This window comes from Mycolicibacterium anyangense (assembly GCF_010731855.1).
GTDB lineage: Bacteria > Actinomycetota > Actinomycetes > Mycobacteriales > Mycobacteriaceae > Mycobacterium > Mycobacterium anyangense.
In genome coordinates, this window is record NZ_AP022620.1 from 961,557 (window position 1) to 981,089 (window position 19,533).

The 19,533-nt window shown below is 66.1% G+C and carries 22 protein-coding genes; 9 read left to right on the forward strand and 13 right to left on the reverse strand.

The window, feature by feature from the left end:
• Nucleotides 1–31 precede the first annotated feature (31 nt).
• Nucleotides 32–451: a MarR family winged helix-turn-helix transcriptional regulator gene (locus tag G6N35_RS04550; RefSeq protein WP_163803174.1), complete on the forward strand. Its 420-nt coding sequence runs from the start codon at nt 32–34 to the stop codon at nt 449–451.
• Nucleotides 452–579: 128 nt separating this feature from the next.
• Here G6N35_RS04550 and urtE read toward each other — a convergent pair whose 3' ends face one another.
• The 5 genes from urtE to urtA are packed head-to-tail and all read right to left on the reverse strand — an operon-like array spanning nt 580 to nt 5,332.
• Nucleotides 580–1,272: an urea ABC transporter ATP-binding subunit UrtE gene (gene urtE / locus G6N35_RS04555; RefSeq protein WP_163803175.1), complete on the reverse strand. Its 693-nt coding sequence runs from the start codon at nt 1,270–1,272 to the stop codon at nt 580–582.
• Complete coding sequence (urtD, locus tag G6N35_RS04560) at nt 1,272–2,075, reverse strand: urea ABC transporter ATP-binding protein UrtD (RefSeq protein WP_163803176.1); 804 nt, start codon at nt 2,073–2,075, stop codon at nt 1,272–1,274. Before urtD ends, urtE begins: the two co-directional genes overlap by 1 nt.
• Nucleotides 2,072–3,184: an urea ABC transporter permease subunit UrtC gene (gene urtC, locus G6N35_RS04565; protein ID WP_163803177.1), complete on the reverse strand. Its 1,113-nt coding sequence runs from the start codon at nt 3,182–3,184 to the stop codon at nt 2,072–2,074. The genes urtD and urtC overlap by 4 nt, the downstream gene beginning before the upstream one ends.
• Nucleotides 3,181–4,065 (reverse strand): urea ABC transporter permease subunit UrtB, encoded by an 885-nt coding sequence (urtB, locus tag G6N35_RS04570; protein WP_163803178.1) that lies wholly within the window; start codon nt 4,063–4,065, stop codon nt 3,181–3,183. The genes urtC and urtB overlap by 4 nt, the downstream gene beginning before the upstream one ends.
• Before the next feature lie 4 nt (nt 4,066–4,069).
• Nucleotides 4,070–5,332, reverse strand: a complete 1,263-nt coding sequence (gene urtA / locus G6N35_RS04575; protein ID WP_163803179.1) for an urea ABC transporter substrate-binding protein — start codon at nt 5,330–5,332, stop codon at nt 4,070–4,072.
• A 215-nt stretch (nt 5,333–5,547) separates the two neighbouring features.
• On the opposite strand from urtA, the gene G6N35_RS04580 reads away from it, so the two are divergent.
• Nucleotides 5,548–5,976, forward strand: coding sequence for an Rv2576c family protein (locus G6N35_RS04580; protein WP_179967441.1), 429 nt, complete (start codon nt 5,548–5,550; stop codon nt 5,974–5,976).
• On the opposite strand, the gene G6N35_RS04585 is transcribed toward G6N35_RS04580, so the two are convergent.
• From G6N35_RS04585 to G6N35_RS04600, 4 genes are read right to left on the reverse strand one after another with little or no spacing between them, the layout of a single operon-like run.
• On the reverse strand, nt 5,952–6,431 hold the full coding sequence (locus G6N35_RS04585; RefSeq protein WP_163803180.1) for a GNAT family N-acetyltransferase: 480 nt from the start codon (nt 6,429–6,431) through the stop codon (nt 5,952–5,954). The genes G6N35_RS04580 and G6N35_RS04585 overlap by 25 nt on opposite strands.
• Nucleotides 6,432–6,433: 2 nt before the next feature.
• Nucleotides 6,434–6,778: a gamma-glutamylcyclotransferase family protein gene (locus G6N35_RS04590; RefSeq protein WP_163803181.1), complete on the reverse strand. Its 345-nt coding sequence runs from the start codon at nt 6,776–6,778 to the stop codon at nt 6,434–6,436.
• A 9-nt stretch (nt 6,779–6,787) separates the two neighbouring features.
• Nucleotides 6,788–7,678 carry a haloalkane dehalogenase gene (locus G6N35_RS04595; protein ID WP_163803182.1) on the reverse strand — a complete coding sequence of 297 codons (891 nt, stop codon included), beginning with the start codon at nt 7,676–7,678 and terminating at the stop codon, nt 6,788–6,790.
• Nucleotides 7,675–8,280, reverse strand: a complete 606-nt coding sequence (locus G6N35_RS04600; RefSeq protein ID WP_163803183.1) for a TetR/AcrR family transcriptional regulator — start codon at nt 8,278–8,280, stop codon at nt 7,675–7,677. The genes G6N35_RS04595 and G6N35_RS04600 overlap by 4 nt, the downstream gene beginning before the upstream one ends.
• 66 nt (nt 8,281–8,346) lie before the next feature.
• Between G6N35_RS04600 and G6N35_RS04605 the strand changes: the two genes are divergently transcribed.
• The 3 genes from G6N35_RS04605 to G6N35_RS04615 all read left to right on the forward strand — a co-directional run bounded on the left by G6N35_RS04605 (nt 8,347) and on the right by G6N35_RS04615 (nt 11,468).
• Nucleotides 8,347–9,009 carry a hypothetical protein gene (locus G6N35_RS04605; RefSeq protein WP_163807465.1) on the forward strand — a complete coding sequence of 221 codons (663 nt, stop codon included), beginning with the start codon at nt 8,347–8,349 and terminating at the stop codon, nt 9,007–9,009.
• Nucleotides 9,010–9,164: 155 nt separating this feature from the next.
• Nucleotides 9,165–10,394: a sensor domain-containing phosphodiesterase gene (locus G6N35_RS04610; RefSeq protein WP_163803184.1), complete on the forward strand. Its 1,230-nt coding sequence runs from the start codon at nt 9,165–9,167 to the stop codon at nt 10,392–10,394.
• 57 nt (nt 10,395–10,451) lie between these two features.
• The gene (locus G6N35_RS04615; RefSeq protein ID WP_163803185.1) at nt 10,452–11,468 is read left to right on the forward strand and encodes an Rv2578c family radical SAM protein; all 1,017 of its coding nucleotides are present in this window, start codon (nt 10,452–10,454) and stop codon (nt 11,466–11,468) included.
• 25 nt (nt 11,469–11,493) lie between these two features.
• On the opposite strand, the gene G6N35_RS04620 is transcribed toward G6N35_RS04615, so the two are convergent.
• Together G6N35_RS04620 and ypfJ are read right to left on the reverse strand one after the other, a co-directional pair.
• Nucleotides 11,494–12,120, reverse strand: a complete 627-nt coding sequence (locus G6N35_RS04620; RefSeq protein WP_163803186.1) for a TetR/AcrR family transcriptional regulator — start codon at nt 12,118–12,120, stop codon at nt 11,494–11,496.
• A 68-nt stretch (nt 12,121–12,188) separates the two neighbouring features.
• Entirely contained in the window at nt 12,189–13,073 is an 885-nt protein-coding gene (gene ypfJ, locus G6N35_RS04625) for a KPN_02809 family neutral zinc metallopeptidase (RefSeq protein WP_163803187.1), read from the reverse strand.
• A gap of 72 nt (nt 13,074–13,145) precedes the next feature.
• On the opposite strand from ypfJ, the gene G6N35_RS04630 reads away from it, so the two are divergent.
• On the forward strand, nt 13,146–14,630 hold the full coding sequence (locus tag G6N35_RS04630) for a carboxylesterase/lipase family protein (protein ID WP_163803188.1): 1,485 nt from the start codon (nt 13,146–13,148) through the stop codon (nt 14,628–14,630).
• Here the strand turns inward: G6N35_RS04630 and G6N35_RS04635 are convergent, their stop codons facing one another.
• Entirely contained in the window at nt 14,631–15,119 is a 489-nt protein-coding gene (locus G6N35_RS04635; RefSeq protein ID WP_163807466.1) for an SRPBCC family protein, read from the reverse strand. It lies immediately after the preceding gene.
• A 115-nt stretch (nt 15,120–15,234) separates the two neighbouring features.
• On the opposite strand from G6N35_RS04635, the gene aspS reads away from it, so the two are divergent.
• From aspS to G6N35_RS04650, 3 genes are all read left to right on the forward strand, one after another.
• On the forward strand, nt 15,235–16,998 hold the full coding sequence (aspS, locus tag G6N35_RS04640; RefSeq protein ID WP_163803189.1) for an aspartate--tRNA ligase: 1,764 nt from the start codon (nt 15,235–15,237) through the stop codon (nt 16,996–16,998).
• Nucleotides 16,999–17,009: 11 nt separating this feature from the next.
• A complete protein-coding gene (locus tag G6N35_RS04645) occupies nt 17,010–17,438 on the forward strand; it encodes a nitroreductase/quinone reductase family protein (RefSeq protein WP_163803190.1) in 429 nt (142 codons plus the stop codon).
• A 127-nt stretch (nt 17,439–17,565) separates the two neighbouring features.
• Nucleotides 17,566–19,008, forward strand: a complete 1,443-nt coding sequence (locus tag G6N35_RS04650; protein WP_163803191.1) for an FAD-dependent oxidoreductase — start codon at nt 17,566–17,568, stop codon at nt 19,006–19,008.
• Between the two features lie 35 nt (nt 19,009–19,043).
• Here the strand turns inward: G6N35_RS04650 and G6N35_RS04655 are convergent, their stop codons facing one another.
• Complete coding sequence (locus G6N35_RS04655; protein WP_163803192.1) at nt 19,044–19,532, reverse strand: DUF302 domain-containing protein; 489 nt, start codon at nt 19,530–19,532, stop codon at nt 19,044–19,046.
• Nucleotide 19,533 lies beyond the last annotated feature (1 nt).

Here is a 19,533-nt window from a genome sequence, read left to right on the forward strand (position 1 = left end):
TCAAGACTCGAAAGATCAGTAGGCTGGCGAGATGGTCTCACCGGATCTTCCCGCCGCGGTGGCGGCGATTCACCTCATCTGGATGCGCACCAACCATCTGCTCGGCGAAGTGTTGGCCGAACACGGTCTCACCACGTCGACCTTTCAGGCGCTGTGGGCGCTCGACCCACACGCGCCGCCACCTTCTATGAAGGTGATGGCCGAACGCATCTACTGCAACGCTCCGAATCTGTCGTTCATCACCAACCAGCTCGTAGACCGCGGGTTCGTGGAGCGTCGCGTGGACCCCAACGATCGTCGCTCCCGCGTCCTGGTCTTGACCGACAAGGGCCGTCAAGCCCGAAGTGCCGTCGTCCGCGTCGCCGTCGAGCAAAGCCCCCTGGGGGGACTCGACAACGACGATTTACATCAACTACTGGCCCTCCTGAGCCGCGCACTACCCACCGACTGAGTATTCGGCGACACTTCATGGATAACGAAGGTTATGCATCGAGCACGCCGAAATCGACTTCTACACAGCCTGACTGGCGACCACGTCGCACGCATCAGGCCATGATGCCTGAGCCGGAGATGTGCCCCTCAGATGGCCATCGCGGCGCGCACGTCGGCTTCTGACGCCGAGCCGCCGGTGCCGCTGGAGGTCACCCGGCCGGCCTCCAGGATGTAGTACTGCTGCGCGGATTCGAGCGCGAATCCGATGTGCTGCTCGACCAGCAAGACACCCAAGTCCCCGCGCTGGGTGAGCGCGGTGATGGCGGCTTCGATCTCGGCGACCACCGACGGCTGAATTCCCTCGGTCGGTTCGTCGAGGATCAGGATCTTCGGCGTGGTGATCAACGCCCGCGCGATGGCCAACTGCTGGCGCTGCCCACCGGAGAGCAGACCGGCGCGCCTGCCCAGAAGCTCCTTGAGTGCGGGGAACAGGTCGAGCTGTTCATCGATGAGCTGCTTGCCGTTCTTGCGGCCGTCGGCCACCACCTGCAGGTTTTCGGCCGTGGTCAGCTGGCCGAAGGACTGCTGACCCTGCGGCACATACGCTAGGCCGCGGGCCACTCGCGCGCTCGGGCGCAGCTTGGTCACGTCCTCACCGCCGAGCACCACCTTGCCTGCGGTGCACTTGAGCAATCCGACCGCGGCACGCAGCAGGGTGGTCTTGCCGGCGCCGTTGTGGCCCATCACGGCGGCCACTCCGTCAGAGGGCACCTCGACGCTGACACCGTGGATGACCTGGGATCGTCCATATCCGGTCCGAATATCGATGAGCTCCAACATTATTCGTCGCCCTCCAGGTCAGACGTTCCGGCGGCGGCGGTGCCCAGATAGACCTCCTGCACCTTCGGGTTTGCCTGCACGTCGGCCACCGAGCCTTCCGCGATCACCTGACCGCGGGCCAGCACGGTGACCGATGTCGCGAAGGCGCGCATGAAGTCCATATCGTGCTCGACCACCACCACCGTGCGGGTGGATCCGATACGGCGCAACAGGTTCCCGGTCTCGTCGCGCTCTTCACCGCTCATCCCGGCGACGGGCTCGTCGAGCAGCAGTACGTCGGCGTTCTGCACCAGCAGCATGCCGATCTCCAGCCATTGCTTCTGCCCGTGGGCCAGCACGCCGGCCGGCTGGTCGGCCAGATCTGCCAGCCCGATGGTCTCCAAGGCCTCCTCGATGGCCGGCAGCACGGCGCCGCGCCTGCGCAGCAGCGTCCACCAGGACCGGCCCGCGCCGGCCGCGATGTCGAGGTTCTGCAGCACGGTCAGCTGCTCGAAGACGCTGGCGGTCTGGAACGTTCGGCCCACGCCGAGGCGCGCGATCTGGTGCACCTTCTTGCCCAGCAGTTCGGTACCGGACTTGTCCACCGAGCCGCTGGCCGGCACCAAGCCGGTGATTGCGTCGATGACGGTGGTCTTGCCCGCGCCGTTGGGGCCGATCAGGAACCGCAGATCGCCTTGGAACAGGGTGAGATCCACACCGTTGACCGCTTTGAAGCCGTCGAAATCGACGGTGAGCCCGCGGACTTCGAGGTACTCGCTGCCCATGCCGACGTTGCCGCCGGCGATCGGTTCGGCCACCGTCATGACGACGCCCCCACCTTCTCGGCCTCATCGAGCGAATCCGGGTCGGGGTTCGGGCCGGGCGGCTCGGATGCGCGCTTGCGCCGCTTGACCAGTGTGCCGAGCCCGGCCAGGCCGGCCGGGAAGAATCCGACGACGACGATGAACAGCAGACCCTGCGCGTAGGTCCACCCGGACGGAAAGCGTTCGGAGAACGCGGTTTGTGCCCACGCCACCCCGACAGCGCCGAGGATGGGACCAAGCAGTGTGGTGCGCCCGCCGATCGCCACACCGATCAGGAAGGCGATCGAGGGCACCACCCCAACCTGGGCCGGGGTGATGAAGCCGATGATCGGGGCGAACAAGGCCCCCGCGATACTGGCGAACAATGCGGCCAGCGTGTAGGCAACCACCTTGATGTTGGCCGGATCGTAGCCGAGGAAGCGCACCCGCTCCTCACCGTCGCGCACCGCCACCAGCAGTTCTCCGTAGCGACTGTGCATCAGCTGACGCACCACCGCGACCACCACCAGCAGGGTGCCCGCCGCGATGAAGTACAGCATCTGCCGGTTCACCGGATCGGACAGCTTGAACCCGAAGAAGGTGCGAAAACCATTGAGCCCGTTGCTACCTCCCAGGGTGGACTGGCCGACCAGCAGGATCGCCAGTGCGGCAGCCAGCGCCTGGGACAGGATCGCGAAGTAGGCACCCTTGACTCGGCGCTTGAACACGCCCAGACCCAGCAGGGCGGCGATCGCAGTGGGGATCACCACGATGGCGAACAACGTGAACGCGGCAGAGGAGAACGGCTCCCAGTACGACGGCAGCACAGGGATTCCCGCGATCTGCATGAAGTCCGGCACCGCCTGCTTGCGGATCTCGGCGTCGGCGATCTTGAGGTGCATGCCCATCATGTAGGCGCCCAGACCGAAGAACACGCCCTGGCCGAGCGTGAGCATGCCGCCGCGTCCCCAGGCCAACCCGATGCCGGCGGCAACGATCGCGAAACACAGGTACTGGCCCAACAACCCGAGCCGGAAGCTGCTGAGCACCGCCGGGGCCAGACCGAACAGCACCGCGGCGGCCACCGCGAATCCGGCCCAGGTCTGCCAGCGGCCGATGATGGTCCTCATACCAGGCTCCTCGTCCGGACCGTGAACAGTCCCTGCGGGCGGACCTGCAGGAAGATGACGATGATCACGAACACGATGACCTTGGCCAGCGACGCGGTGGTGCTGTACTCGATGAACGAGTTCAGCAGGCCGAGTGCGAAGGCGGCGATCACGGTGCCCTTGATCTGGCCCAGACCACCGACGACGACCACCAGGAAGGCGTCGATCAGATAGCTCTGCCCGATCGTCGAACTGGTGGACCCGATCAACGTCAGCGCCACCCCGGCGACGCTGGCCAACCCGGATCCTATGAAGAACGTGGTGATGTCGGTCTTGCGGCTGGAGATGCCGCTGGTCTCGGCCAGATCGCGGTTCTGCACGACTGCCCGGATCCGCCGGCCCAGCGGACTGGTCTTGAGCAGCACGGTCAGCGCCACGACGGCCACTATCGCCAGCAACAGGATGAAGATGCGGGTCTTGGGGACCACCGCACCGAGGATCTCCACACCGCCGGACAGCCAGCTGGGCGCGGTCACGTTGACCGCCGGCGCGCCGAAGATGCTGCGGGCGGCCTGCTGCAGGATGAGTCCGACGCCGAAGGTCACCAGCAGGGTGTCCAGTGGGCGGTCGTACATCCGTTGGATCAGCGTGACTTCCAGCAGCACTCCCAGCAGACCGCCGACCACGAAGCCGACGACGAGTGAAACCAGCAGCGATGCACCGGCATTCGAGATCACCTTCTGCACCACGTAGGCGGTGTAGCAGCCGACCATGATGAACTCGCCGTGCGCCATGTTGATGACGCCCATCTGACCGAAGGTCAGGGAGAGTCCGAGCGCGGCCAGCAACAGGATCGAGCCGAGGCTCAATCCCGTTGCCAGCTGCCCGACAACGATTTCCATCGGGTTAGCCCGACAGACCCTTGGCCCACGGGTAGGACTTCAGGTACGGATCCGGGGTGATCGGGCCGGGGGACTGCCAGATCGTGTAGATCAGCCCATCGGGATGGATCTCACCGATGCGGGCGGTCTTGGTGATGTGGTGGTTCTCGCCGTCGATGGTAACCAGACCCTCCGGGGCGTCGAAGGTGACACCGCCAGCAGCGTCCTGAATCTCCTTGACGCCGAACGACTTTGCCTTCTCGACGGTGTTCTTCCAGAGGTACACCGAGACGTAGGCGGCTTCCATCGGATCCGAGGTCACCCGATCCTGACCGTACTTGTCCTTGAACGCCTTGACGAACGCCTTGTTCACCGGGTTGTCCAGGGTCTGGTAGTAGTTCCACGCCGTCAGCTGGCCCTCGATGTTCTGCGCACCGATACCCTTGACCTCCTCTTCGGCGATCGACACCGAGACCACTGGCATCTTCTGCGCGGTCAGGCCGGCATTGGTGTACTCCTTGAAGAACGCCACATTGGAGTCGCCGTTGAGGGTGTTGAACACCGCGCCCGCGTTGGACGCTCGGACCTTGTTGACGATGGTCGAGAAGTCGGTGGACCCCAGCGGGGTGTAGTCCTCGCCCTTGATCTCGATCCCGTTGGCCGCGGCGTAGGCCTTGATGATGCGGTTGGCGGTCTGCGGGAAGACGTAGTCACTGCCCACCAGGTACAGCGACGTGATGCCCTTCTCCTTGAGGAAGTCCAGTGCCGGAACGATCTGCTGGTTGGTGGTGGCACCGGTGTAGAAGATGTTCTTGCTCGACTCCAGGCCCTCGTACTGGACCGGGTAGTAGAGCAGCGAGTTGTTGCTCTCGAACACCGGCAGCATGGCCTTGCGGCTCGACGAGGTCCACCCGCCGAAGACCGCGGCCACGCAGTCGTCCTTGATTAGTTTCTCGGCTTTCTGGGCGAAGACGGCCGGGTCAGAGGCGCCGTCCTCGCCGACGATCTGGATCTGCTTACCCAGGACGCCGCCCTTGGCGTTGATCTCGTCGACGGCCAGCTTGATCGAGTCCCGCACGGTGACCTCGGAGATGGCCATGGTGCCCGACAGCGAGTTCAGCGAACCCACCTTGATGTTGGGCCCAGAGGTGTCCACACACGATTCCGACTTTGCTGAATCGGATTCACTTGCCTTGCTGCCGCAGCCGGCGAGCACCAGGGAGGTCGCGAAAAGGACGCTGCCCGCGGCAAGTGCCGATCGGTTCAATACGGAACGTCGAAGGTGCATGGAGGCCCTTTCCTGTTGTCGGTAACAACCATTGGGTCCCGGCGGCGGTCAAGCAGACGGGACCCACAGTGAGGTAGACACCGGACGTTAGAGCGGAGAAGTTTCTGTGAAATGTCTGCATGTGACAAACGTATTAACGTGCTATCTACTTCGCTGGTACGGATCCCGTCGTTGCCGTGCGTAACAGTCTCGGTACGGTGGCCGATATGGCCGACATGCGAACAGTGACAGCAAGGGTTGGTGCGGCGCTGGTGTTGGCGGCCGCCGGTGTCGCCGGCACTCATGCCATCGCCGCGGCGGATCCCGCGCCCGGGCACCAGGTGACCTATACCCTCGCCACCGGGGGCACGTACGACTTCACCGTCACCTACCTGACCGCTCAGCCGCCGAGCAAGGACGCGTTCAACGCCAACTCCGACCCGTTCATGAAGCGCGAGACCATCAGTGTGTCGCCCGATGCACCGTGGGTTTTCACCACCACGCTCGCTGACCCGCAATGGGCGTTCCTGCAGGTCGCAAGCACCACCCATGGCGGCCAGGCGGCGCCGAACGCGCACTGTGAAGTCACTGTCGACGGTCAGGTGGCTGTCGCGCAGGACGCTCCATACAGCCCGCAGTGCTACCTCTCGCGCTGGACGTCCTGACCCGCAAGCAGTTTCCTGAAGTACACCCGCCGGAAGCCGTCCTGGCCATCCCGGTGTGTTTCGACATAGCCGAAACGCGGATACATGGCCACGTTCTCGGTCATTGCCGCGTTGGTATAGAGGCGGACCTCGGCACGGTCGGCGTCGTGGGCGTCGTCCTCGGCTCGGCGGAGTAGCAGCGCACCGTAACCACGGCCCTGGGCGCTCGGCGCGATGGCGATCGACTCGAGCAGCAGATGGTCGTCGTTCACGACGGTGATCAGGCTCCCGACCACATGGTCGTCACACGTCAGGACCCACGCTATGGCGTTCTCGATCAGCGCGAGGTAGTCGGCATCCATTGGCGCGGGTCTGCGCCCGATTCGGCTGACGTACTTTCCGTAGGCATCCTCGGCGAGCTGCGCGATGGCAGCCGCGTCGGCCGCGGTGGCCCGGCGCAAGGAAAGATCCGACATTCTTACCGCCCCGCGAAGACGTACACCCATGCGGTGCGCCCTGAGCGCAGCGGCACGGCCACCCGCACGTAGTCGTCGACCTCGTACTCGTCGGCCGCGGCGAGTTCGGCCTCGGTGATCGCGAAGACGGTGCCCTCGACCGCGGCGCCGCTGGCGGCCGGTTTGAGGATCGGGTGGCGGTCACTGCCGCTGGTCGCGATGACGTGTGGGTCGGTGATGGTCACGTAATCCAGGTCGTAGCCTGCGATAGCGTCGAGCTCGCCGTGCAGTTCACGACCGAAGGTAGCGAGCTGAACCTCACGCTGCCGCAGGGTCCCGTAGGAGAAAAGCAACTCAGTGTGCGGCATGACGGACAGTCAATCAGTAGCGCGCACATCCCGCACGAATTGGGCGACGGCTGCGCCGATTTCGTCGGGGCTGTCCTCCTGGATGAAGTGGATGCCCGGCACCGATACCTCGGTCAGGTTGGGCCAGGTGCGGACGTAGTCGCGAATCTCGCCGCGCATCAGCGCTCCCGGCTCGGCGTTGACGAAAAGCTTGGGCACGGTGCTGGTTTCGAGCCAGGCGGCGTAGTCGCTGACCACCTTGGCGACATCGGCGGGCTCCCCGTCGATCGGGATGTTGCGCGGCCAGGACAGGGTGGGCCGACGGTCCTCACCCGGTGTGGCGAAGGGCCGGCGGTAGTGCTCCATCTCCTCATCGGACAGGGTGCGCAATATCGAGGCGGGTAGGACTTGTTCGACAAACATGTTGTCGGTCAACACCATCTGCTCGCCCTGGGGGGAGCGGAAGCCCTGGAAGACCGGGCGCACCCGGTTGGGGAAGTCCGACCAGCCGATCGGTTTGGCGATGCCTTCCATGAAGGCGATACCGGCCACCCGGTCCCGATGCTGGTTGGCCCAGTCGAATCCCAGCGCGGTGCCCCAGTCGTGCAGCACCAGGATGACGTTGTCGCCGAGGTCCAGGGCATCCCAGAGCGCGAAGAGGTGGTCGCGTTGCTGTTGGTAGTGGTAACCGTCGGGGCCGGAGTCGGGCAGCTTGGCCGAGTTGCCCATGCCGATCAGGTCGCAGGCGACCAGCCGGCCCAGACCCTCGAGGTGCGGCATGACATTGCGCCACAGGTAGGACGACGTGGGGTTGCCGTGCTGGAAGACGATCGCATCACCGGCGCCCTCATCGACGTAGGCCATCGTGGCGCCGAGCACCTCGGTGTACTGGGTGTGGCCGTAGGGCTTTGCGTTGGTCATCGGTGTCCTTCGGGTCGGGCGTGGTCGGCGTAGGTTGCCGCGGTTTCGCGGGCGATCCGCAGCACGCGGGCGGAGAACTCGTCGTCGGGGACCGCTCGGGCCAAGGCGATACCCCCGAAGCAGATGATGGCGAGCGCGATGGCGTCGTCCATGCGCTGCTCGGACTCGTCTCCGTCACACACCGCGGCCAGGGATTTCTCCAGCTCCCGCTGATAAGTGGAGCGGAAGCTCTCCGGAGCACGAGCGGCGTCTGAACTCAGGGCGGCGAAACCGCACGCGGTACCGAGGTCGTCGCGGTGGGCCGGGGTGAGGTAGCGGCGGGCGAGCCGCTTGAGCCGCTCGTTCCAGGGTTCTCTCGGCCCGGGTTTGATCCAGTGCGACCGGCCGGTGGTGATGGCGTGGGCGAAGGCGGCGTCGGCGAGCTCGCGTTTGTTGTCGAAATGGGAGTAGAACGCGCCGTGCGTGAGTCCGGCGTCCTGCATGACAGGAACGATCGCCGTTCCCTCGAGGCCCTCTTCGCGGAGTCGACGAGCCGCCGCGTCGAGGATCCGGTCCAGGGACTGCTGCTTGCCGAGCTGCCGCTTCGAGGGTGCATTTCGCATGATGTGCATCATGCTAATCACATGACGGCCATCATGCCAACACTGCCTGGTGGCATGCTGGCTGGTGTGGGGATGATTTTCCGGTTGGCCGAGCTATTGCTCATCCTGGTGCCATTGGCGGGTGCGATCTATGCCGCGGTCCGGGGCGTCAGCGCGATCAACCGGCGCCAAGGCCAGCCGCCGGTCGTTGAGCAGGCCCAGTCGTCGCCGCGGTTGGAGGCGAAAAGCCAAGCGGCGCAATGGCGTACGATTACGCGGGTGCTCGATCAGCACAGTCGCACCGACTCGCGCTGGCTGGACTATGAACTCGACGCCGCCACACTGCTGGATTTCCCCGTCATGACCGATATGCGCGAGCCGCTGACAGTGGCGTTTCACCGCGCCAAGCTGCGCGCGGATCTGTTGCGGCCGGCCAAGGCCGAGGACCTGCTCGACGACCCTGATGCCGCGCGCCAGTACCTCGACGCCGTCGAGGCCTATGTCACTGCGTTCGACGCAGCCGAATCCGAGGCCCGGCGTCGGCGGCGCAGCGATTTCAGTCGCGAGGATCAGCAGCGATTGGCCCGCGCGCAGAGCCTGTTGCGAGTCACTGCCGACCGCGGCGCCACCCCGCAGGAACGCGAACGGGCGTACGACCTGGCGCGTGGCGAACTCGATGGGTTGCTGGTGCTGCCCGAGCGCACCCGCGGCGCACTGGAGCGCGGTATCGCGGGGGAGTTGGACGACTAGCGCTTGTTGCTGGTGCCCGGCGCTCGGGCCGCCGGTGAATTGCTACCCACCGCCTCCGTCTCCCAGCGTAAGGCGTTGCTCGAAGATGACGCATTGTGCCCGCAAGGTCGGTATGGTTCTTTGCTAACGACAAGTTCCATCGGCCAAGGGGGGACGTGGACAGGTTGGTTCCGGCGCTGGCCACGTTGATGGATCCGGTGTCGCTGATGGGCCGCATTGCCGAGCAGGTGTGTGCTCTGATGCCGAAGGCGGACGGAGCGGCCATTGCACTGCTACGTGCTTCTGATAACGCGTTCGTCACCGTGTCCGGCTACGGGGTGATGGCCGGTACGGAGGGATTCTCCGTACCTAACCAGAGCAGTTTTCAGGGCCTGGCGGCGAGGCAGAAGCGGCCGCAGCTCATCGATGACGCGATTGTGGACCTGCGGCTGTCACCCCGCGTCCGCGCGATGAACCGGAGTTGGGGGACCCGCTCGTGGGCGGTGGTCCCGCTGTTGCACGGTGATGAACCCATTGGCTCGCTCATGCTGGTGGCACGGGCGCCCGCGGCGTTCGACGCGGCGGATGTCGCCCTCATGCTCGAGGTCAGTCAGTTCGTGTCCGCCTTGACCTATGGGATGGCCGATGGCGACGAGCTGGGAAAGCGCACCATCACAGCGCGCTTCGTCGCATCGGTGATGATTCCCGAAGCGGTGGAGGCTCACGAACTGCAGGATCAACTGGATGCGCTGCTGATGCAGCCCGACGGCCTGAGCGCGGTGTTTCAGCCCATCGTCCATCTCCCGAGCGGTAAGACGGTTGGCTACGAGGGGTTGACGCGGTTTCCCAGTTCATCGGAATTCACGCCCCTGCAATGGTTCAGCGCGGCCAGGCGGGTGGGCCGTGGTCTTGACCTGGAGTTCGCCGCGTTGTCGACCATTCTGACCGCTGCACGTCGGATCCCCGCCGAGGTTCCGGTTGCGGTCAACCTGAGCCCAAAGGCCGCCGGCGAGGAGACGATTCAAGATGTACTGACGACGGCCGGCCGGGCATTGGGTGTAGAGATAACCGAGCACGAGCCTTTTCCGGACGACCTTGCCCTGAGTCTGACCCGGCTGCGTGAGCAGGGGATGACCATCGCCATCGACGACGCCGGAGCCGGCTATGCCAGCTTCACCCAAATCCTGCGGCTACAACCCGACGCGATCAAGATCGACGGCGAATTGATCACCGGTATCGACACAGATCCCGCCAAACGCGCGTTGACGACGGCCATGAACACGCTGGCGACGGAGTTGAACGCGGCAACGGTGGCCGAGGCCGTGGAGACACCGCAACAGTTGCAGACGCTGATCGGTCTGGGAATCGAATACGGGCAGGGCTTCCACCTCGGACGGCCACAATGAGGCCCCGCTCGCGAGGGCAGGGTTGACATTCCATCGAACTGACGTTCGAATGGGTGGATGCGGTGGTCGGACCAGGGGATCGGGATCGACGACGGGGCGCTGCCCGGTCTGCAACGCATGGGGTTCGTGCGGACGGTGCGCACGCCGCAATTCGAGGGCGTGACATTCCATGAGGTGCTGTGCAAATCGGCACTCAACAAGATCCCGGCCGCGGCCATGCTGCCGTTCCGGTACACCGTCAACGGCTATCGGGGGTGTGCGCACGCCTGTAAATACTGTTTCGCTCGACCCACTCACGAGTACCTGGAGTTCGACGCGGGTGGCGACTTCGACAATCAGATCGTGGTCAAGACGAACCTCGTCGAGGTGCTGCGCCGCGAGTTGGCCCGGCCGGCATGGCGTCGCGACACCGTCGCGCTGGGCACCAACACCGATCCCTATCAGCGAGCCGAGGGTCGCTACCAGCTGATGCCCGGCGTCCTCACTGCGCTCGCCGATTCCGGCACTCCACTGTCGATCCTCACCAAGGGCACTCTGCTGCACCGCGATCTGCCGCTGATTGGCGAACTGGCGCAACGAATTCCGCTGTCGGTGGCGATCTCGCTTGCGGTGGTCGATCCTGCACTCCATCGCGATGTCGAACCCGGTACCCCGTCGCCGTCGGCGCGGCTGGGGTTGATCTCCGCGGTCCGCGACGCCGGGCTGGATTGCCATGTGATGGTGGCCCCGGTGCTGCCCCACCTGACCGACTCGGTCGACCACCTGGACAAGCTCCTGGGTCAGATCGCCGCCGCCGGCGCCACCGGTGTCACGGTCTTCGGGTTGCACCTGCGCAGTTCCACGCGCGGGTGGTTCATGAATTGGCTGGCCCGCTCACATCCTGAACTCGTGCCGATCTACCGCACCCTCTACCGGCGCAGTCCCTACCTGCCCGCCGACTACCGGGAGGCGCTGCGCCGGCGTGCGGCGCCGTTGGTGGCCAAGCACCGTCTCACCGGAGACCACCGGCCGTTCCGGTCGGCAACACCGGCACCGCCGGCGACTGTCGTCGAGCCGCAGCTAAGTCTGTTCTAGCCGCGGCCGAGGCTGGCCCGCTGGGCTAGGCGCCGGGATGAGAAAGCAGGCCCCGCACGCAGAATTCGTAGATGTGGTCGCTCTCGATGGGCACTCCGCTGAGTTCGACACCGAGGCTGCGCAGCCGCATGGCCCCGAGTGTCGCCTGCATGATCAACGTGGCCGTCGGAGCCACGTCGAGGTCGGACCGCACCACGCCCTCGTCGATTCCGCGGTCGAGGATCTCGCTGATCAAACGATGCAGCGGTGCGAGCACTCGGGCGAACTCCTGCGGCAAGCTCTCAGCGAGGTGGTCGTTGTAATACGTCAGGGCACGGCTGATGCTGTCCTGCTTGGTGGTTTCGGGCGGCGTGCAAATCCGCTCGATCAGCACCCGCATCGCCTCGGCGGCCGGCAACGGGTCTGTCTCCTCCCGCCAGCGCTGGGTGAAGTCGGACATGATCGTGTCGACCAGCGCGAGCAGCAGTTCGTCCTTGGTGGAGAAGTGCTGATAGAACGAACGTAGCGAGGTCCTGGAGCGTTCGACGACCTCCAGGACGGTGAAGTCCGTGCGGCCGGTCTCGGCGAGGATCGACAGGGCCGAGCGCATGAAACGGCCAACCCGGGACTCTGGGTCCGCGTGTACGGACGAGCGATCAGCGGCCTTGACCATGGGCACACCCTATCGTCCTGCCTGCGGACCAAGAATGGCGTTATCGCGGTCATCGGGCCCGCCGGGAGCTAGCCCAGATCGCGCGCCTTGAACGTGTCGCACTGGTTCGGGTCACCGGTCTGGTAGCCGACGGTGAACCACTTCTGACGCTCGGCCGATGACCCGTGTGTCCATTGCTCGGGGTTCACCCGTCCGGTGGCCTGCTTCTGGATCCGGTCGTCGCCCACCGATGCGGCGGCCGACAGGGCATCGGCAATGTCCTTGTCGCTCAACGGTTCCAGATAGGTGACATCGGTGCCCGGCTGCTTGGTGATCGCGGCGTAGTGGGCCCAGACCCCGGCGTAGCAGTCGGCCTGCAGTTCGGTGCGTACGCCGTTGCCGGTGGCGCCCTGGGCGCCTTGCTGGGCTCGTCCCAGCACGCCCAGCAGATTCTGCACGTGGTGGCCGTACTCGTGGGCTACGACGTACTCCTGCGCCAAAGGGCCACCGCTGGAACCGAATTGGGTCTTGAGTACCTGGAAGAAGTCGGTATCGAAGTAGGCGGTGCGGTCGACAGGGCAGTAGAACGGGCCGACGTCGCTGGTAGCCGGACCGCAACCGGTCTGCACCGAGCCCTTGAACAGCGTCATCTTCGGCCGGGTGTAGCCCCGCAGCAGTTGTTCCCATACCCCGTCCACGGAGTTCCCGGTGGCCACCACGCGGCACTCGACGTACTTGTTGGCGTCGGCACCGGTCTTGCACTTGGTCAAGTCGTAGGAAGACGACTGCTGAGCGCCGGGCGGCAGTTGTTGTTGCGGGCTGATGACCTTGCCCGGGTCCACCCCGAGGAACAGCGCGAGCAGCACGATCACCAGACCGCCGACACCGCCGCCGATGGCGATGCCTCGACCGCCGCCGCCACCACCGGTCGAGGTGGTGCTGGTGTCGATCTGCATACCTTCGTTGAAGGTCATCGCCGCTCCTTGAAGATTGACCGTTCAGGCTGGCAACCAGCCGCGTTCAGCTTGCCACACTACGATTCCGTCGTGCCCGTCGTCGCAGATCCGTCCACCGTGGTGCATACGTCTGCCGGTGCGTTGCACGGCACCACCGAGGGCGAGGTCCGCGTCTGGCGAGGTGTGCCGTACGCCGAACAGCCCGTTGGCCAACGGCGGTTCCGGGCCCCCGAGGCGCTGTCGCCCTGGTCGGGTCTGCGCGAGGCCGTCGAGCATGGACCAGTCCCACCGCAGGGCCGGTCATTCGTCGGTGGCGGTCGCGACGACCCGAAGATCCGCGACGAAGCCTGCCTGACCGTCACGGTGTGGTCGCCGCGGCGCGAGCCCGGAACGCTGCTGCCCGTCATGGTGTGGATTCCCGGCGGTGCGTTCGTCTACGGCGCCGGTCAGTTGCAGCTTTACAACGGCTCCCGGCTCGCGGCCAATGGCAATGTCGTCGTGGTCAACGTGACCTACCGGCTGGGGGTGTTCGGGGGCTTCGAACTCGGCGACCTGGGAACCGATTTCGACGACAACCTGTGTCTGCGCGACCAGATCGCGGCACTGCAGTGGGTGCACGACAACATCGCCGCATTCGGCGGCGACCCGCAGTGCATCACCATCTTCGGTGAGTCGGCCGGTGCCACCTCGGTGCTCGCGCTGCTGGCCAGTCCGGCGGCCCACGGCCTGTTCTCCCGCGCGATCGCACAAAGTCCGGCGCTGCCGTTGATCGCCGATCGCGACATCCGCGCCCGCCGCGCCCACGAGTTCCTCGACCTCGTCGGCGCAGGTCCCAGCGAACTGGCGGGCCTGCCGCAGCGAGCGTTGCGTCGTGCCGCCGGCGAGATTCAGCGCCGCAGCGCGCAGACCACACCGACACTGGCCTACGGTCTGACCTACGGCGTGGATCTGTTGCCGCGCCACCCCATCGAGGCCGCGCGGCGCGGTGAGGTGAACCCGGTTCCGCTGATCGTCGGCACCAACACCCACGAGGCGTCGATGTTCGCCTGGTCCAAACCGCCGATGCTGCCGACCACCGTCGGCGGGATCGACGCCTACTTCGGGCGGGTGGCACCCGGGGCGCGCGACCGGGTGCTCGCCGCCTACCCCGGATATCCACGCCGGCGGGCCCTCATCGACGTCGGCTCCGACGTTATGTTCGGCGCGCCGACATGGGCATTCGCCGACGCCTACAGCGCGCACGCGCCCACCCACGTCTACCGCTTCGACCACGCCGCCTGGCACCTGCGGGCCATCGGTCTGGGCGCTACCCACGGCAGCGAAATCGTGCACATCCAGCACAGCTACGGCTCCTACATCGGCCGCAAACTCCACCCACTGGGGCGCCGCGTGCCGCCGTCGGTCGGACGTCGGATGCAGAGCACATGGCTTCGGTTCGCCACCGGCGAGGGTCTGGACGACTGGCCCCGCTACGAGACCTCGACCCGGGCAACCCGCATCATCGCCTCGGCGAGCGACGTCACCGTCGAGGACCCGGACGGCCAGCGCCGCGAGGCCTGGTCCGGCCTGTATTGATCAGCCGTACCGCTTGTCGGTGTACCGGCGAAGATTGGCCAGAAACCACTTGAATCCCAGGTTCATCGCCGGTCCGCCGAGGATCAGACCCCACTTCGCGGCGCCGTTGGGCTTTTGGGCCACCGTCCACGTCAGCCGGCTGCCGCCCGGTGTCTTCTCCACCCGGTACTCCTCGGCGAACGCGGCGACGGCCTTGTTCGAGCTGGTGTTGAAGCGGAAGGCCAGGTAACGGTACGGCTCCCAGGCCAGGAACTCCTCGTCACCGACCAGACCACCGAGCATGTCGACGGTGCGGGTGGTGCCGACGCCGTAGGGCTTGGGACTGGTCCAGGTCACCTTGGTGATGACCTTGGCCCACTGCGGCCAGGACTCGGCGTCCTCGAGCACCTCGAAGACCTGCTCGGGCGTGATGGCCAGGTCGACGCTGTTGGAGTAGCGGTACCTGGCGGTCTGGATGAAGCTCAGATCGACGAGCTCACAGGGATACATCGTGGTCACGGGCGCACCTCCGCGCTGACCATACACTGAGGCGTCGACTGTGTGGTCCGCTCGACCTCATAGACTGATCACTCGATTTCCCATCGTCTATCCCAGGAGTCAGCCAGTGCTGCGCACTCACGCCGCAGGTTCGTTGCGGGCCACCGACGCCGGACAGAAGGTCACTCTGGCCGGTTGGGTCGCCCGTCGCCGGGACCACGGCGGCGTGATCTTCATCGACCTGCGCGACTCGACCGGCGTCACCCAGGTCGTATTCCGTGACGCCGAGGTGTTGGACCAGGCCCACCGGCTGCGCGCCGAGTTCTGCGTCGCCGTCGATGGAGTGGTGGAAGTCCGACCCGAAGGCAATGCCAACGCCGAGATCGCCACGGGCGAGATCGAAGTCAACGCCACCTCGCTGACGGTGCTGGGGGAGAGTGCGCCGCTGCCGTTCCAGCTCGACGAGCCCGCCGGTGAAGAAGCCCGGCTCAAATACCGCTATCTGGACCTGCGTCGCGACGGTGGGCCCGGTGCGGCGATCCGGTTGCGGTCGAAGGCCAACGCCGCCGCCCGCGCGGTGCTGGCCGGCCACGACTTTGTCGAGATCGAAACGCCGACCCTGACCCGGTCCACCCCCGAGGGGGCGCGCGACTTCCTGGTGCCCGCCCGGCTGCAGCCCGGCTCCTTCTACGCGTTGCCGCAGAGCCCGCAGCTGTTCAAGCAGCTGCTGATGGTCGCAGGCATGGAGCGCTACTACCAGATCGCCCGGTGCTATCGGGACGAGGATTTCCGCGCCGACCGCCAGCCCGAGTTCACCCAGCTCGACATGGAGATGAGTTTCGTCGACTCCGACGACATCATCGCCGTCGCCGAGGAGATCCTGGCCGCGCTGTGGGCGCTGATCGGCTACCAACTGCCGCGGCCCATCCCGCGGATGACGTACGCCGACGCGATGCGGCTCTACGGCTCGGACAAGCCGGATCTGCGGTTCGGCTTGGAGCTCGTCGAGTGCACCGAGTACTTCACCGAGACCCCGTTCCGGGTGTTCCAGGCGCCCTACGTCGGCGCGGTGGTGATGCCCGGTGGCGCCTCGCAGCCCCGCCGCACCCTGGACGGCTGGCAGGAGTGGGCCAAGCAGCGCGGCGCCAAGGGATTGGCGTACGTGCTCGTCGGAGAGGACGGCGAACTGTCCGGCCCGGTGGCCAAGAACCTGTCCGATGCCGAACGTGCCGGGTTGGCCGCCCACGTCGGCGCCAACCCCGGTGACTGCGTGTTCTTCGCGGCCGGTCCGGTCAAGGCCTCACGGGCACTGCTGGGCGCCGCCCGCGGCGAGATCGCCCGCCGCCTCGACATGATCGACCCCACCGCCTGGGCGTTCACCTGGATCGTCGACCCGCCGCTGTTCGAACCGGCCGGCGACGCGACCGCCGCCGGTGACGTCGCCGTCGGCTCGGGCGCCTGGACGGCGGTGCACCACGCGTTCACCTCACCCAAGGCGCAGTACGCCGACACCGTCGACACCGACCCGGGGGCGGTGCTGGCCGACGCCTACGACATCGTTTGCAATGGTCACGAGATCGGGGGCGGCTCGATCCGCATCCACCGCCGCGACATCCAGGAAAAGGTGTTCGCGGTGATGGGGCTCGATCAGGCCGAGGCGCAGGAGAAGTTCGGATTCCTGTTGGATGCCTTCACCTTTGGCGCACCACCGCACGGCGGCATCGCCTTCGGTTGGGACCGCATCACCGCGCTGCTGTTCGGCGCGGACTCGATCCGTGACGTCATCGCCTTCCCCAAGTCCGGCGGTGGGGTTGACCCGCTGACCGATGCTCCCGCGCCGATCACCGCCCAGCAACGCAAGGAATCCGGAATAGACGCCAAGCCGGAGTAGCTTCAGGAGTCATGACCGATACTTCGAAGGCTGCACTGGACGCGTTCAACCAACCCATCATCGAGGAATTCCGCGCCAACAACGGCGTCGTCGGCGGACCCTTTGCCGGGGCCACCCTGCTGCTGCTCACCACTACCGGGGCCAAGTCGGGTGAACCCCGGCTCAATCCGCTGGCCTACCTGACCATCGACGACAAGATGATCATCGTCGGCTCCAAGGCTGGTGCGGACACCAATCCGGCCTGGGTCTACAACCTGCGCGCCAACCCGCAAGCGCATATCGAGGTCGGCACCGATGCGTACGACGTCGTCGCCCGTGAACTGCCCCGCGAGGAGCGCGACGCGACCTACGCCCGGATCGTCGAACTGGCGCCGACGTTCGGCGACTACCAGGCCAACACCAGCCGGGTCATTCCACTGTTCGAACTGCAGCGCGCCTGAGTGATTTCGGCGCGCTTGCCGTCGCGCAGCGACGAAAAGTGCGCCGAAATCACGCCTTCCGCTCACTGGGATCGCGGCTGACACACGGGTGCAGTTGTGGACACTGTTGGGCAGGCCTGAGGAAGGAATGTCAGTGAGCGCATCCGAGCAGTGGGACTACGAAGCCGACGTGGTGATCGCCGGCTATGGCATCGCCGGGGTGTCCGCCGCTATCGAGGCGGCCCGGGCCGGAGCCGACGTCCTCGTGATCGAGCGAGCCGGGGGCTGGGGCGGCGCGGCTGCGCTGGCGGGCGGATTCGTCTACCTGGGCGGTGGCACTGCAATCCAAAAGGCTTGTGGCTTCGACGATTCCGTCGAGGCGATGCGGGCGTTCCTGAACGTGGCGATGGGGCCCGGTGCTGACGAGGTCCGGATCGCCGACTACTGCGACGGCAGCCTCGAGCACTTCGACTGGCTGGTCGACTGCGGAGTGCCGTTCAAGCCGGAGTTCTGGGGTGAGCCCGGCTGGGAGCCGCCGGGCGATCAGGGCCTGATGTACACCGGCGGGGAGAACTCCTACCCGTTCAACACCATCGCCGCCCCGGCACCGCGCGGGCATGTACCGCAGATGACGGGCAAGGTCACCGGTGAGAAGGGCGGTGGCTACATGCTGATGAAGCCACTGGTCGATACCGCCACCGCGCTCGGGGTGCGATCGATCTACGACGTGCGCGCCCACGAACTGCTGACCGCCTCCGACGGACGGGTGATCGGGGTGGCCGCCCGTCAGTACGGCAACCCGATGCGGGTGCGGGCCCGGCGCGGGGTCGTGCTGGCGACCGGCAGCTTCGCCTACAACGACGCGATGATCGCCCAGTACGCCCCCCGCATCGCGGGTAAACCGGCTGCCTCGGTGGAAGAGCATGACGGACAGTCGATCCGGATGGCGCAGGCGCTCGGCGCGGACCTGGCGCACATGGACGCCACCGAGGTGGCGTTCTTCGCCGAGCCCCAGCTGGTGGCGCGCGGCATCCTGGTCAACGGGCGCGGTCAGCGCTACGTCCCCGAGGACACCTATCCGGGTCGCATCGGCCAGCTGTCGCTGTACCACCAGGACGACAACGTCTACCTCATCTTCGACGCCCAGGCTCACGAGGAGGCGATGGCGTCGACCTCGTCGACCCCGTTCTTCAAGACGCCGCCGACCTGGGTGTGCGAGACCGTGGCGGAGCTGGAAGCCGAAATCGGCCTGGCGCCGGGTTCACTGCAGGCGACGGTGGCGGCCTACAACGCCGGAGCCGAACGCGGCGAGGACCCATTGCTGTTCAAGAAGGCGCAGTGGCTTCGCCCGATCGGATCGCCGATCGGGGCGCTTGACCTTCGCGGCCACACCGGCGGCTTCACCCTCGGCGGCTTGCTCACCACGTTGGACGCCGAGGTGCTGCACGTCAACGGGGAACCGATCCCCGGCCTGTTCGCTGCCGGCCGCGCCGCGGCCGGCCTGGCCGCGTGGGGCTATGCCAGTGGCGTTTCGCTGGGCGACGGCAGCTTCTACGGTAGGCGGGCCGGACGGGCCGCCGCCAAGGGCTGATCCGAACTCTCCTGACCAGCGGTCGGCTATCGCTGCTAACCGGTCACCTTTGCCGCCAGTGCGGCCAGCTTGGCATCGAGCGCCTCGGCGGCACTCTGCAGCGGTGGATTGTCATCCACGACCATCAATGACGACGGCTTCACATAGGTCAGACTGCTGCCGCCGTCCTCGTCGAGAATCAACAGCTCGACCGGGGCGAACAGCCCGGCAGTCGCGTCGTGCCGAATCATCGTTATGGCGATCAACGGATTGCCGAGGATCACCCGCAGCGCCTTGCGTTCGATGCCGGCCTTGCTGATCCACACACCGTGGTCAAAGGTTGCGAACAGCATGAATCCGCTTGGGCCGATGTATCTTTCGACGCGCGTCTGATACTCCTGCCAGTCACCATCGAACTCTGAGATCCCGGAGATCGGTACCGGCTGCTCGCCGATATCGGCGAGCAGCGCGGCAACCAGCTCGTGGTAACTCTTGGCGCTGTCGTAGCGCACCCGAACCCCGTTGAAACGTGTCTCTGTCGGCATG